The 13,950-nt window shown below is 67.5% G+C and carries 9 protein-coding genes and 1 other RNA gene; 6 read left to right on the plus strand and 4 right to left on the minus strand.

Translation table 11 applies throughout. The features are described 5' to 3' along the window. Positions 1-16: 16 nt before the first annotated feature. Complete coding sequence (gene mscK, locus ABV408_RS07810) at positions 17-3,484, plus strand: mechanosensitive channel MscK (RefSeq protein WP_353981860.1); 3,468 nt, start codon at positions 17-19, stop codon at positions 3,482-3,484. An 18-nt stretch (positions 3,485-3,502) separates the two neighbouring features. Here mscK and ABV408_RS07815 read toward each other — a convergent pair whose 3' ends face one another. Genes ABV408_RS07815 through ABV408_RS07830 form a run of 4 tightly spaced genes read right to left on the minus strand, consistent with a single transcriptional unit; the run spans position 3,503 to position 7,438 of the window. Further along, positions 3,503-4,252: a TlyA family RNA methyltransferase gene (locus ABV408_RS07815; protein ID WP_353981861.1), complete on the minus strand. Its 750-nt coding sequence runs from the start codon at positions 4,250-4,252 to the stop codon at positions 3,503-3,505. Continuing rightward, positions 4,249-5,409, minus strand: a complete 1,161-nt coding sequence (locus ABV408_RS07820; protein WP_353981862.1) for an extracellular solute-binding protein — start codon at positions 5,407-5,409, stop codon at positions 4,249-4,251. Before ABV408_RS07820 ends, ABV408_RS07815 begins: the two co-directional genes overlap by 4 nt. Next, entirely contained in the window at positions 5,376-6,770 is a 1,395-nt protein-coding gene (locus ABV408_RS07825; protein ID WP_353981863.1) for a sensor histidine kinase, read from the minus strand. The genes ABV408_RS07820 and ABV408_RS07825 overlap by 34 nt, the downstream gene beginning before the upstream one ends. Then, entirely contained in the window at positions 6,767-7,438 is a 672-nt protein-coding gene (locus ABV408_RS07830; protein ID WP_353981864.1) for a response regulator transcription factor, read from the minus strand. The genes ABV408_RS07825 and ABV408_RS07830 overlap by 4 nt, the downstream gene beginning before the upstream one ends. 315 nt (positions 7,439-7,753) lie before the next feature. On the opposite strand from ABV408_RS07830, the gene ABV408_RS07835 reads away from it, so the two are divergent. The 5 genes from ABV408_RS07835 (at position 7,754) to dnaX (ending at position 13,857) form a co-directional block, all read left to right on the plus strand. Further along, entirely contained in the window at positions 7,754-8,740 is a 987-nt protein-coding gene (locus ABV408_RS07835) for a tripartite tricarboxylate transporter substrate-binding protein (protein ID WP_353981865.1), read from the plus strand. Beyond that, on the plus strand, positions 8,737-9,183 hold the full coding sequence (locus tag ABV408_RS07840; protein ID WP_353981866.1) for a tripartite tricarboxylate transporter TctB family protein: 447 nt from the start codon (positions 8,737-8,739) through the stop codon (positions 9,181-9,183). The genes ABV408_RS07835 and ABV408_RS07840 overlap by 4 nt, the downstream gene beginning before the upstream one ends. Next, positions 9,183-10,703, plus strand: coding sequence for a tripartite tricarboxylate transporter permease (locus ABV408_RS07845; RefSeq protein ID WP_353981867.1), 1,521 nt, complete (start codon positions 9,183-9,185; stop codon positions 10,701-10,703). The genes ABV408_RS07840 and ABV408_RS07845 overlap by 1 nt, the downstream gene beginning before the upstream one ends. A 305-nt stretch (positions 10,704-11,008) precedes the next feature. Continuing rightward, positions 11,009-11,105, plus strand: an RNA gene (gene ffs, locus ABV408_RS07850) — signal recognition particle sRNA small type. Positions 11,106-11,490: 385 nt separating this feature from the next. After that, positions 11,491-13,857: a DNA polymerase III subunit gamma/tau gene (dnaX, locus tag ABV408_RS07855; protein WP_353981868.1), complete on the plus strand. Its 2,367-nt coding sequence runs from the start codon at positions 11,491-11,493 to the stop codon at positions 13,855-13,857. Positions 13,858-13,950: the final 93 nt, after the last annotated feature.

The following is a 13,950-nucleotide window of genomic DNA, read 5'->3' on the forward strand; positions in this document are numbered from 1 at the left end:
TTTACAAGGAGTTGGCATGTCGGATCATCCGCTCGGGTCACTCGCCGGGCGTGCGGCCCCCGGTGCCGCGCAGCTTATCATGCGCACGCTGTTGGTAGTGTGCTTATTGCTGGTCAGCGTGGTCGCGCTGGCGCAGCAGTCAGCGGATCTACCGTCGCGGAAGCAACTCGAGACCGAGCTCGACAAGCTCAAGCAGATCGAGGCGCCGAGTGAACAGCAGAAGGCCGATCTGGAACAGCTGCGTGCGGCGTTGCAGGCACTCGACGGTCTCGAAGCGACGCGCAAGGATCTCGAAACGCTGGAGCGCAACGTGCGTCAGGCGCCGCAGCAGCGGCGAGAGCTCCAGCGGCAACTCTCGGCGTTGAGCGAGGACCGGCCGCCGGATGCCGATGCGCTCGACAAGCTCTCGGTGGAGTCGCTGGCCGAGCGCACCACCGATGCGCTCGACCAGCTCGAGACGCTGCAGAACCAGCTGGCCACGGTGAATGCTCGCCTGATCAGTGCCGAGACGCTGCCGGAGCGGGCGCAGTCGGCGATGGCCGAGGCGATGGATCGGGCCGAGCAGGCGCGGGGTAAGGTGCAGACCCGCAATGACGACCAGGACGCCGCCTTCGATCCCACCCAGGCGCGCTACCGGCTGGCACTGGCGCTGGCCGAACTGCAGACCGAGTACCACCGTCGCGAACTGGCCAACAACACCCAGCTGCGTGAGCTCGACGTGCTGCGCCGCGACCTGCTGGCACGCCAGGTGGCAGTGCAGGAGGCACGTCTCGACGCGCTGCAGGCGGCGCTCGATCGCGCCCGCCGGGCGCAGTCGGAGCAGGCGGTGGCGGATGTCAGCGAGGAGGATGCAAGCACCATCGCCGAACACCCGGTGCTGAGCGAGATCCAGGCGGCCAACCGCGATCTCAGCGATCGTCTGCTGACGGTGACCGACCGCACCAACCAGTTGATTCGGCGGGCGATCGACGTGCGCTCGCAGCTCGACCGCGTGCGTCAGGTACGGCGCACCCTCAACGAGCAGATCGAGGCGATTCGCGGTAGCCCCTTGCTCTCGCGCATCCTCAACGAGCAGCGCCACGCACTGCCCGAGCTGGATACCCTGGGCGGGCTGCAGGAAGAGATCGCGCAGACACGGCTCAGCCAGTTCGACCTCGTCGACCAGCGCGACGCCCTGCGTCAGCCGGAAGTGCTGGCCAAGAAGAGCCTCGAGGATGCCGGTATCACGGTGACGCCGTCGCTGGTCGAGGCGCTGGTCAAGCTGTTCCGTTCGCGCAGCGAGATCCTCGAGCAGCTCGATGCCGAGTACGGCAACCTGCTCACCGTGGCGATCGACCTGCAGCTCAACCAGGAGCAGCTGGCGAGCATCACTACCTCGCTGCGCGGGATCATCGAGGAGCAGCTGTTCTGGGTCGCCAGCGCGCGTCCGCTGACGCTCTCCTGGTGGCGCGAGATGCCCGTCGACATGGCGCGCCAGGTGAGCCGGGGCGAGTGGCAGCAGGCCTTGATGAGTCTGTGGCAGGTGCCCGATCTGCGCGCCCTGGGGGTGATCCCGGTGGTACTGATCACTGGCGTGCTGCTGCTGCTGCGCCGGCGCATCAAGGTACGCCTGCTCAACCTCCATGAGCAGATCGGGCGGCTCAAGCGCGACACCCAGATGCACACCCCGCGGGCGATCTTCTACAACGCTCTGCTGGCGGCCCACGGTCCGCTGTTGCTGGCGGCGGTGGGCGGTCTGCTGCGTCTCGGCGGGGACGATTTCGCCGAACGCCTGGGGAGCACGCTGCTGCAGCTGGCGCTGGCCTGGGGCGTGCTCGGCTGGGCGCGCCGGCTGCTGGTCGCCGATGGTGTCGCCACGCGCCATTTCCACTGGTCTTCCGGCTATGTGGCGCGGCTGCGCGGGCTGCTGCTGTGGCTGGGGTTCTCGCTGATCCCGGTGATCCTGATCAGCGGCATTTCGCCGGGGAGCCAGGCCGAGCTATCGAGCCGGCCGCTGTCGCTGTTGTTGCTGCTCGCCGGGCTGCTGGCGATGAGCGCCATTCTGGTGCGCCTGATCCTGGCCCACGTGCCCTATTTCGGGCTCAAGCTGTTCCGCCTGCTGCTGGGGCTGGGCCTGGCGCTGGTGCCGCTGATCCTGGCCGGGATGATCGCGCTCGGCTACGAGTATGCAGCGCTGCGCCTGATCGGGCGCTTCATCAACTCGCTCTACCTCTTCGGGCTGTGGATTCTGGTCGAGGCGACGGTGGTGCGTGGGCTGGCGGTGGCGCAGCGGCGGTTGGCCTATCGGCGTGCGGTGGCGCGGCGGCGGGCGCAGATTCAGGAGGGCGCCGAGGGCGGGCTCGAGGTGGTCGAGGAGCCGCCGCTGGACATGGAGCAGGTCAATCAGCAGTCGCTGCGACTCTCCAAGTTGATCCTGTTCATCGGCTTCACCTTCGCCTTCTACCTGATCTGGTCGGATCTGCTCGAGGTGTTCTCCTATCTCGACCACGTGCGGGTGTGGGAGATCCAGCACGGCCAGGGCGAGGCGATGACGGTCGATCCGATCACCTTCGCCGATGTCGTCATCGCCCTGATCACCCTGGCGCTGACGATGATGATGGCGCGCAACCTGCCGGGCCTGCTCGAGGTGATGGTGCTGTCGCGCCTGAGCCTCAAGCAGGGCAGCGCCTATGCCATCTCGTCGTTGCTCTCCTACACCATCGTCGGCTCCGGGGTGGTCGCGGCGCTGGGGACCCTCGGGGTGTCCTGGGACAAGCTGCAGTGGCTGGTGGCGGCACTCGGTGTGGGTCTCGGCTTCGGTCTGCAGGAGATCTTCGCCAACTTCATCTCCGGCCTGATCATCCTGTTCGAACGCCCGATGCGGATCGGCGACACCATCACTCTGGGTCAGCTGCACGGCTCGGTCAGCCGGATCCGTATCCGCGCCACCACGGTGACCGACTTCGACCGCAAGGAGATCATCATCCCCAACAAGACCTTCGTCACCGATCAGCTGATCAACTGGTCGCTGTCGGACAACGTCACCCGGGTGGTGCTGACCTACGGGGTCGCTCACGGTTCGGACCTGGATGCGGTGCATCGGCTGCTGCGTCAGGCCGCCGAAGGCAACCGCCGGGTGCTCAAGGACCCCGAGCCGCAGGTGTTCTGCATCAGCTACGGGCCGACCGCGTTCAACTTCGAGCTGCGTATCTTCGTCAATGATCTGCTCGACCGGCTCTACGCCAGCGACGAGATCAACCGCGAGCTCGACCGGCTGTTCCGCGAGCACGGCATTCGTGTCGCCTTCAACCAGATGGACGTATGGCTGCACGGCGACAACGGCCAGACGGCCAAGGTCCAGAGCCGCCGCCCGGACGAGACGGTGGCGCTGGGCGAGCCTAAGCGACGCCAGGCGCGTAGTGGCGACGATGGTCATCTGGGCGACAGTGACGTGGGCGGTGCCGGCCCGGATGGCGGTGACGGCGGCGCGGACGGCGGGCGCTGAGGCGAGCGTCCGAGGCGCTCAGGTGCGGCGGGCGTGGAGCAGGAACTCGCGGTTGCCGTCGCCGCCCTGGATCGGGCTTTCACGCCAGTGGGTCAGCGCCAGCCCGACGCTGCGGCAGTGGGTCTGCAGCGTCTCGGCGACCTGCTCGAAAAGTGCTGTATCGCGCACGATGCCGCGGTCGTCGACACGCCCCGGGCCGACCTCGAACTGCGGCTTGACCAGCGAGAAGAGCTCGCCGCCCGGCGCCAGGACTTGAGCGATCTGCGGCAGGATCAGCTTCTGCGAGATGAACGAGACATCCATGACCACCGCATCGATGCCGCCCGGCGCCAGCTCGGCAAGCGCGGCGTGGGGCAGGGCGCGGGCGTTGACCCCCTCCAGGCAGGTGACCCGTGGATCCTCGCGCAGGCTGGCGTCGAGCTGGCCGTGACCCACCTCGATACCGATCACCCGGGCGGCGCCGAAGCGCAGCGCACAGTCGCTGAAACCGCCGGTGGACTGGCCGATGTCGAGCACACACAGACCATCGAGGCGGCGTTCGAGGGCTTTCAGCAGCGCTTCCAGCTTGAGCCCGGCGCGCGAGACATAGCGCTCCTCGGGAGCGGTCTCGATCTTGAGTGCGGTCTCTTCGGGGAGCTTCTCGCCGGGCTTGTCGGCGACGCGCCAGCCGCGGCCATCGTCGATGCTAACATAGCCCTGACGAATCAGCCGCTGGGCGCGGGTGCGCGACCGCAGCTGGGCGGCCACCAGTTGGTCGAGACGTTTCATGGCGAGGATGATTCCTTGATGGTGGCGGGCAGTGGTGCGGGGTCGGCCAGCGGCCCGTCGGAAAAGGTCGTGCGGTTGGCGAACGCCTGCTGCCACTGTTCGAGCAGGGTCTGGCGTTTGAGCGTGTCCAGGGTGGCGAGCAGGCCGGGGCCGATCTGGACCGGGCGAATGGCGTCACCCAGGCGCTCGCGCAGGGCCCCGGCGGTGCCGGGGCCGCTGACCCCGGGGTCCACCGCACCGAGCGTGGTGCGCGTGGCCAGTAGCGTCTGTGCGGAGCGCCCGAGCAGAAAATCGATGAAGCGCGCGGCAGCGTCCGGATGCGGCGCACCGCGCTGGCGCATGACCAGGCGCTGCAGCACCAGGGCGTAGTCTCGCGGGATCACCATCTCGAGCTCCGGGTGATTGGCCACGTACGCCTGGGCGTAGGAGCCGATCAGGTTGTAGCCGATCCAGTAGCGGCCGGCGCTGAGCCCCTCGAGCATGGCCGAGGTGGTCGTTTCGAGCGCTGTGTGGCTGCGGCCGAGGGCCGCCACCAGGTCCCAGTAGCGCGCCGAGATGCGCGCATCCTCGATGGCGTAGGTGTAGCCGGCGCCGCTCAGCCGCGGGTCATAGGTGACCACGCGGCCCGCGAGCAGTTCGGTATGGGCATCGAGGCGTGCCAGCAGTTCGGCGTGGCTCTCGGGCGCTGGCATGTGTTTGGCGAGATCGCGCCGATAGACCATCACGATCGGCTCGAAGGTGAAGCCGAACAGCTCGTGACGCCAGCGCGCCCAGCGTGGCCAGGCGGCTGTGACAGGCGAGTCGATGGGGCTGGAGAGCCCGGCGTTGGCCAGCTGGTACTGCCACGGCATGGCCGGCGACATGATTACGTCGGCCTGGGGCGCGTGCTGCTCGGCGAGCACCCGCTGGTGCAGCGCCAGGGTATCCATATGGTGATAGACGAGCTCGATCTCCGGGTGTTGCCGTGTGAACGCCGCGAGCAGCGGACGCGCCTGGGGCGGGTCGAGCACGCCATAGATCGTCAGCGGCGCTGCCGGCGTGGTGCTGGCGGCGAACTCCAGGGTGCCGGCAAATGCCGGCGCGCCCAGCGCGGCGGCACCCGCCAGACCCAGCAGTGCGCCGGTCAGGCGGCGTCGGAAAAGATCAGGGTGATGCATAGGCCGGGGCGTTCCGAACGAGCGGGGTTACTGTCCGCGAGGGTGAGGCGGCAGCCGTGGGCGCGGGCGATGCTGTCGACGATGGCCAGCCCCAGGCCGGTGCCGCTGCCTCCCTCGCGGCCACGATGGAAAGGGCGCAGCACCAGCAGGCGCTGTGACTCAGGCACCCCGGGGCCATCGTCCTCGACGCACAGCCGCGGTGGGTCGGCGAGGACGCTGACGGTGACGCGCTCAGCGCCATAGAGGGCGGCGTTCTCGAGCAGGTTGGTGAGTGCCTCTTCGAGCTGCCAGGCAGTAGCGGCGACCACCACGGCCTGCGCCGGTGTCTCCACGCCGAGATCGACACCGCGGCGGTCGAAGCTGGCAAAGCCGCTGCGCACCGCGCGTTGGGCCAGCGCGCAGAGGTCGACCGGGGTATGTGCTGGGGCGGCCTCGGGGTTGTTGAGTCGGGTCAGTGATAGTAGCTGACCGGCTAGGCGGGCGGTCTGGGCGGCGGTGCCGTGCATGCTGTCGAGCGCGGCGCGCCACTGTGCCGGATCGGTCTGGCGCAGCGCCAGTTCGGCGCGGGCCGACAGGCCTGCCAGCGGCGTGCGCAGCTGATGCGAGGCGTCGCCGATGAAGCGCTCCTGGTTGGCCCGCACCCGGCGCATGCGGGCCAGCAGCTCGTTCAGCGTCTGACGCAGTTCGTCGAGCTCACGCGGTAACTCCAGTGCCAGCGGTGCCAGGGTGCGGGGGTCGCGCTGGCGGATCGCCCGGCGCAGTCGCGTCAGCGGTTCCAGGGCAAAGCGCGCCGAGAGCAGGACCACCACCATCGCCAGCAGGGCGATCAGCGCCACGTTGAGCAGGCTCGCCAGGAACAGGCGGTTGGCCAGCGCCGTGCGTCCCTCCTGGGAGTGTGCCACGCGCACCTCGAAGCGGTCGCTGCGATCCCAGCCCTCCAGGCGCGAGCGGCGTACGCCCAGACGCAGAGCCAGGCCGTCGACGCGGGTGTCGGCGTAGCTCATCTGGCCGCCGGGCGAGGCGGGCAGTGCCGGCAGGGCACGATTGCCGGTAACGAAGCGCCCCTGGGCGTCATAAAGGGCGTAGAAGACCCGCTCTTCGGCATCTGTCGCCAGCATCTCCAGTGCCGACGGGGGCAGGTCCATCCATAGCCGGCTCTGCTGCCAGCGTACCTGCTCGGCGATCGACAGCGAGGCGGCATCGAGCAGCCGATCGAAGGCGCGGTCGGCGGCGGCGCGGGAGGCGAACCAGCTCTGCCCCAGAATCAGCGCAGTGACCAGGGCCAGCGGGCAGAGCAGCCATACCGTCAGGCGGTGGTAAAGGCTCAGATGCGTCAGGCGAAAGGGGGCGCCGGCCGTCACTGTGCCTCCAGCAGATAGCCGATGCCGCGCACCGTGCGCAGGCCGATGCCCGAGTCGCCCAGACGCCGACGCAAGCGGTGCACGTAGACCTCGATGGCATTGTCGCCCACCGCCTCGCCGGCGAATGCCTCGTCGATCAGGCGCGCCTTGTCGACCGGCTCACCGGCGTGGCGCAGCAGGCAGGCGAGCAGGCGGTGCTCGCGTGGCGGAAGGGGCAGTGGCGTGTCGCCCAGGCTGAAGCGCTGACGCTGCGAATCGAGGCGCAGCGCGCCCAGGCTCGGTGCGTCGTCCGCAGCGGCGCTGCGCCGGCGCAGCAGTGCACGCACGCGCGCCTCCAGCTCGTCGAGGGCGAACGGCTTGGCCAGGTAGTCGTCGGCACCCAGGTCGAGCCCCTTGACCCGGTCCTCGATCGCCGCACGTGCGGTGAGGATCAGAACCGGGGTGTGCCGATCCACGGTACGCAGCGTGGCCAGTACCTCCAGGCCACTGCGCGTGGGCAGGTTGAGGTCGAGCAGCACCAGCGCATAGGCGTGGGGTTCGCAAAGGCGTGCCGCAGCGACCCCGCCATCGGCGATGTGTTCGACCTGCTGTGCAGGCGTGGCCAAGGTCGCGACGAGAGTATCGGCCAGCAGCGGGTCGTCCTCGACCAGTAGCAGTGTCGGCGGCATGGCAGCGGCTCCTGCGGGCGGCGGCGGTGAGTCTCCGGGCGGTGGCGCGATTGTAAACGATCGTGGAGGAGGCGCATTCAACTTTAGTTGGCATTTGCCGCTGGGCCGTTGACCGCGTAAAAGCGCGGCGCCTAAATTCCGCCTACGGGAACAGGGTTCTGCCTTACAGAATTGTAAGGTTGGCTCGCTCCGCTTCGCTCGCGTCACGCTGGGCGTGCTGCTCCACGGCAGCGCGACCCGTTGCATGACGATGTCTGCTTCATGACAACACAGGTTTCATGACAACACAGGTTTCATGACAACAAAGGAGAAGCCATGATTTCCTCCAAATCCTTGAAATGGGTCGCGGCCGCTGCCCTGACGCTTGTCGCCTCCAGCGCCATGGCGTTTCAGCCCTCGGGCAAGGTCGAATGTATCGCGCCCTCCGATCCGGGTGGCGGCTGGGACTTCACTTGCCGCAGCGTGGGCAACGTCCTCGAGGAGCTCAAGCTGGTGCCGGCCAGCGTCCAGACCATCAACATGGCCGGTGCCGGCGGCGGCGTGGCGTTTGCCCACACCGTGAGCAAGCGCAAGGGTGACGACCAGCTGCTGGTGGCCGCCTCCACCGCCACCACCACGCGTCTCGCCCAGGGTCAGTTCCCGGGCATGAACGCCGACATGGTCAACTGGATCGGGGCCGTGGGCGCCGACTACGGGGTGATCGCGGTCTCCAAGGACTCGCCTTACCACAACCTCAACGAGCTGATGGACGCGATGAAGAAGGACCCGCGGGCGGTCAAGTTCGCCGGCGGTAGCGCCAACGGCGGCTGGGACCATCTCAAGGTACTGATCGCGGCCAAGGCGGCTGGGGTCGAGAACCTGCCGCGCATCCCCTATCTCTCCTACAACAACGGCGGCGAAGCGATGACCCAGGTCATCGGCGGCCACGTCGACGCCTTCACCGGTGATGTCACCGAGACCCAGGGTTTCCTGAAGTCCGGCGACCTGCGCGTGCTGGCGGTGCTCTCCGATGAACGCCTGCCGGGTGATCTCTCCAGCATTCCCACCGCCAAGGAGCAGGGCATCGACGCGGTCGGCCCCAACTGGCGCGGTTTCTACATGCCGGCGGGCATCGACGACGACGCCAAGCAGTACTGGGTCGACGCCATGGACAAGCTCTACGCCAGCGACCAGTGGAAGAAAGTCATGGCCAGCAACGGTCTGATGCCGTTCCACCCCAAGTCGGATGAGTTCCAGGCCTTCGTCAAGCAGCAGATCCAGGACATCCAGGCGCTGTCCAAGGAAATCGGGCTGATTCAATGAGCAAGCTCAATGACCGCGTCTTCGGCCTGGTCATGCTGGTCATCGCCGTGGCCTATTTCTACGGCGCTACCCAGTTTCCGGTCCCCTTCGGGGGATCGGAAGCCGTCGGGCCCGAGACGTTTCCCAAGATCCTGGGGGTGGTGCTGGCGATCTGCAGTCTCTATATGATCGTCAAGCCCGACTCCGATAACCACTGGCCGGCGCTGCGTACCTTCGCCGAGCTGGGCATCGCGGTGGTGGTGCTCGTCCTCTACGCGCTGCTGCTGGAGCCGCTCGGCTTCATCCTCGCCACCATGCTGGCGGTCGGCACGCTGTGCTGGCGCATGGGCGCCAAGCCGCTCAAGGCCTATCTCACCGGGTTGATCAGCGGCGCCGTGGTCTTCGTGCTGTTCACCTACGGCCTCGAACTGCCGCTGCCGCTGGGCCTGCTGGAGCTGAACTGATGGATACGCTGCACTACCTGTCGCTCGGCTTCGGCGTCGCGCTGCAGCCAGAGAATTTGATGTTCGCGCTGATGGGCTGCTTCATCGGCACCCTGATCGGCGCGCTGCCCGGGCTCGGCCCGGCCAACGGCGTGGCGATTCTGATCCCGCTCGCCTTCACACTGGGGCTCAAGCCCGAGACCGCGCTGATCATGCTCACCGCGGTCTATGCTGGGGCGATGTACGGCGGGCGCATCTCGTCGATCCTGCTCAACATTCCCGGCGACGAGCCGGCGATGATGACCTGTCTCGACGGTTATCCGATGGCGCGCAAGGGCAAGGCTGCCGAGGCCCTGGCGATCTCCGCCATTGCCTCTTTCATGGGCAGTCTGATCGCCACCGTTGGCCTGATCTTGCTGGCGCCGCTGCTGGCACGCTTTGCGCTGACCTTCGGCCCGGCGGAGTACTTCGCTCTGTTCGTGCTGGCCTTCGCCACCCTGGGCGGTATCACCGGCAAGAACCCGATGAAGACGCTGATGGCTGCGGCCATCGGGTTGATCATCGCCACCGTGGGGATCGATCTCTCCACCGGCACTCAGCGCTACACCTTCAACGTGCTGGAGCTCTACGAAGGGGTCGACTTCATCATCGCCATCGTGGGTCTGTTCGCGGTCTCCGAGTTGCTGTTCTTCATCGAGGAGAAGGCCGGCAAGGGGCGCGAGATGATCAAGATCAATCCGCTCAAGCTCAACTGGCGCGATATCACTTCGATCTTCCCGACCACCGTGCGCGGCGGGGTGCTGGGCTTCATCGCCGGGGTGCTGCCGGGCGCCGGGGCATCGCTGGGCAGCTTCATCACCTACACCCTGGAGAAGAAGATCCTGGGCAAGAAGGGCTACTTCGGCGAGGGCGATCCGCGCGGCGTGGCGGCGCCCGAGGCGGGCAACAATGGCGCTTCCAGCGGTGCGCTGGTGCCCATGCTGACTCTGGGCGTGCCGGGTAGTGGCACCACCGCGGTGCTGCTGGCGATGCTGGTGTCGCTCAACATCACCCCCGGGCCACTGATGTTCACCCAGAATGCTGACCTGGTGTGGGGTGTCATCGCTGCGCTGCTGGTGGGCAACTTCATGCTGCTGCTGCTCAACATTCCGCTGGTCGGGGTGTTCGTGAAGATCCTCTCGGTGCCGCCGATGTATTTGCTGCCGATCGTGACCATGGTCGCGTTCGTCGGCATCTACTCGATCAGCCACTCGACCTTCGATCTCTACTTCATGATTGCCTTCGGCGTCGCCGGCTATATCCTGCGCAAGCTGGAGATTCCGCTGGTACCGGTGATCCTGGGGCTGCTGCTGGGGCCGGAGATGGAGAAGAACCTGCGTCATGCGATGCAGATCTCCGACGGCGACTGGTCGATCCTGTGGAGTAGCGGGCTGTCGATCGGGCTGTGGCTGGTGGCGATCATCGGGCTGCTGATGCCGGTGATCGTCGGGCCGATCCTGCGCAAGCGCATGCAGGCGGCCAAGGCCAAGATCGGCGACTGACGCCGTTGGTGGTGCCTCTATCACGCCCCGGTGCCGGTCACCGGGGCGTTGTCGTTCAAGCGCGTGCAGAAAAAGGGATTCACGCGCATTGGTTGCCGCCGGCTCGAGACGCTGGTATAGTTTGCGCCGCTCGACAACATCTTGATGTACTTAAGGTTGTTGGTCAGCGGCAAGACGAGAGCCAAGCACTGCAAGCCGTAAGAGTCGATTGGCAATCGTCTGCAACGATGATTGGTGATGAGACAATTCGATCGCGATATGATCGATGTCGAAACAGCGCCGAGCATCGCGTTTATGGTGGCCCTTGCCGGTCCTCCCGCAACGCTAAACCGCAAACCCCGCCAGGCCCGGAAGGGAGCAACGGTAGTGGTGGCCGCGTGTGCCGGGATGTGGCTGGTCGGGGCCGCCTCCATTTCTAGGCTTTGTGCTATCCGGCCTGTCTAGGCTTTGTGCTATCCGGCCTGCGTCCTGCTGGCCCGCGTCTTCTCGCTCCTACCGTTTTAGCCTCTGTTCTCTCCGCATCGTTTCTGCCAAGCCGCTCGCTAACCGTATGTGTGTTCTGCGCGCCTGTCGTTCGACCATTGGTGTCTATGGGGCGGTCGCGCCGGTGCGGCGTCTGGCCGGTGAGCCGATGCTCGTTGGGGCAGCGGTTGCCTCGTCACCCTTCGTTCGATCCTGCTAGAATGGCGCGATCATCGCCGCTCCCCGAAGCTGGCCGCGCCACTGTCCGGCGTGGCCGGGCCACCCGGGAGAGGGTGTCGCCCAGCCCCAAGGAATTCCGCGTCGCATGAGTTATCAGGTATTGGCCCGTAAATGGCGTCCTCGCACCTTCCACGAGCTGGTCGGGCAGGAACATGTCAGTCGGGCTCTGGTCAACGCACTCGACCAGGGGCGGCTGCACCACGCCTATCTATTCACCGGGACACGCGGGGTCGGCAAGACGACCCTGGCGCGGATTCTCGCCAAGTGTCTCAACTGCGAGCAGGGCGTGGGGTCGAAGCCCTGCGGCGTCTGCCAGACCTGTCGCGATATCGACGATGGCCGCTTCGTCGATCTGATCGAGGTCGATGCCGCTTCGCGGACCAAGGTCGAGGATACCCGCGAGCTGCTCGACAACGTCCAGTACGCGCCGACCCAGGGGCGCTTCAAGGTCTACCTGATCGACGAAGTGCACATGCTCTCTACCCACAGTTTCAACGCCCTGTTGAAAACGCTGGAAGAGCCACCGCCGCATGTGAAGTTTCTGCTCGCCACCACCGATCCGCAGAAGCTGCCGGTCACGGTGCTGTCGCGCTGTCTGCAGTTCACGCTCAAGAACATGCCGCCGGAGCGAGTGGTCGAGCATCTGACCCGGGTGCTCGAGGCGGAGCGGGTAGCGTTCGAGCCGCCGGCGCTGTGGCTGCTGGGTAAAGCCGCCGACGGTTCGATGCGCGATGCCATGAGTCTTACCGATCAGGCGATCGCCTTCGGCCAGGGCGAGATCCGGCGCGACGACGTCGCGGCGATGCTGGGGACGCTCGATCACGCGCATCTGCTGGCGCTGGCCGAAGCGCTGGCCGAGGTGGACGCCGAGCGGCTCTTGGCCGAAGTCGCCGCGCTGGCCGAGCAGGGGCCCGACTTCGCCGGGATTCTCGACGAGATCGCCGGGTTGATGCACCGCCTCGCCATCGCCCAGATGGTGCCCAGCGCCCTCGACAACGGCCACGGTGATCGTGATCAGCTGCTGGCACTGGCCTCGCGCTTCACCGCCGAAGACGTCCAGCTCTATTACCAGATCGCACTGCAGGGGCGCGGCGATATCGATAGCGCACCGGATACTCGCACCGCCCTGGAGATGACCCTGCTGCGCATGCTGGCCTTCCGCCCCCAGGGGGTGCCGACGCCGCCGCAGACTGATCTGCCGCTGCGCGGCGAGCAGCCGACACGGGCATCGAGCGCGCCCGCTGATGCGCAGCCGGCTGCGGTACCCTCGGCGTCGAGCGCCGATTCAGCCGGTCCAGCTCAGAGCGTCGTGTCAGCGGCTCCCGCCCCCCAGGCGCAGACGCCGGCAGCCGCCGAGACCGCCGCCGCGGCGCCCCAGCAGGCTCCGGTAGCGGACGCGCCGCCCTGGGGGGAAGCATCAGCACCGACCGCTGCGCACCCGGCGCAGGCGCCGGCTTCTGCCGAGCCCGCCGCGGCGCCCCAGCAGGCTCCGGTGACGGACACGCCGCCTTGGGCGGTCGAATCCACGCCGGCTGCTGCGCCGTCGGGCGTAGACTCCTCGCCCCCGACGCCGGGCGTGGAGTCAGCGCCCGAGACATCCGTGTCGCCGCCCTCGGGCGCTGCGTCTGGCATGCAGGCAGCGCCGACTGCCGAGCCCGCCGCGGCGGCGCCTCAGCAAGCGCCGGCGGCGGATACACCGCCCTGGGCGGTCGACTCAGCGCCATCCGCTGCGCCATCCGCCGTCGATTCAGCGGCCCCGGTAGCGGCCGACGCTTCGGCGGCCCCGACCCCGACCGCTGGGGGGCAGCAGCCGATGCCGCCGGCCGCGCACGAGCCCGAAGCGCCAGTTGCCGCAGCGGCCGAATCCCTAGATGGCGCCTGGGACGCCGATCCCGGCTTCGACGATGCCGATCTGGCCCAGGACCAGGCCGCCGCCGAAGCGGCCTATGCCGACTGGCAGTCCGCGGCGGCACCCGCTGCACCGGCGGCGCAAGAGGTCGACGACGAGAGCCTGTCGGCCAGCGCCGCGGCGCCCATGGCACCTGCGGCGGCGGGTGAGCATCTGACCCACGCGGCCTGGCTCGAGCGATTCGATGCGCTGGAGATCGGCGGTCTGACGCGTAATCTCGCCGCCCACTGCGTGGTGACCCAGGACGATGGCCAGACCCTGGCGCTGACGCTCGATCCCGGGCAGTCGGCGATCCTTTCCGAGATGCACGTCGAGCGCATCACCAAGGCGCTCGCGGCGCAGGGTTTCTCGCGGCGCGTGGCGATCGAGGTGGGCCCGCTCGACGGTCGCCTGGAGACCGCCCGTGACAAGCGCGACCGTGAAGCGCGTGAGCGTCACGCGCAGGCCGTTGAAGCGCTGCGCGGTGACCCGCACGTTCAGGAGCTGGAGTCGCGCTTCGGTGCCCGTCTGCTGGAAGAGAGCGTGACCAGCGACCGCGCCTGACCTCTTGACCGACCACGGTCGCGGGCGTAGTTGCCGGTGAAGCCCGACATTTTCCGTTTCAATCGATTCAATCGTCGTTCCAAGGAGTGCGAG

Source organism: Salinicola endophyticus, from assembly GCF_040536835.1.
In the GTDB taxonomy this organism is placed as follows: domain Bacteria; phylum Pseudomonadota; class Gammaproteobacteria; order Pseudomonadales; family Halomonadaceae; genus Salinicola; species Salinicola endophyticus_A.

What these genes read in the sequence shown, in the direction of transcription:
- mscK (WP_353981860.1), top strand. Translation starts at nt 17, where the DNA reads ATGTCGGATCATCCGCTCGGGTCACTCGCCGGGCGTGCGGCCCCCGGT.
- ABV408_RS07815 (WP_353981861.1), bottom strand. Translation starts at nt 4,252, where the DNA reads ATGAAACGTCTCGACCAACTGGTGGCCGCCCAGCTGCGGTCGCGCACC.
- ABV408_RS07820 (WP_353981862.1), bottom strand. Translation starts at nt 5,409, where the DNA reads ATGCATCACCCTGATCTTTTCCGACGCCGCCTGACCGGCGCACTGCTG.
- ABV408_RS07830 (WP_353981864.1), bottom strand. Translation starts at nt 7,438, where the DNA reads ATGCCGCCGACACTGCTACTGGTCGAGGACGACCCGCTGCTGGCCGAT.
- ABV408_RS07835 (WP_353981865.1), top strand. Translation starts at nt 7,754, where the DNA reads ATGATTTCCTCCAAATCCTTGAAATGGGTCGCGGCCGCTGCCCTGACG.
- ABV408_RS07840 (WP_353981866.1), top strand. Translation starts at nt 8,737, where the DNA reads ATGAGCAAGCTCAATGACCGCGTCTTCGGCCTGGTCATGCTGGTCATC.
- ABV408_RS07845 (WP_353981867.1), top strand. Translation starts at nt 9,183, where the DNA reads ATGGATACGCTGCACTACCTGTCGCTCGGCTTCGGCGTCGCGCTGCAG.
- dnaX (WP_353981868.1), top strand. Translation starts at nt 11,491, where the DNA reads ATGAGTTATCAGGTATTGGCCCGTAAATGGCGTCCTCGCACCTTCCAC.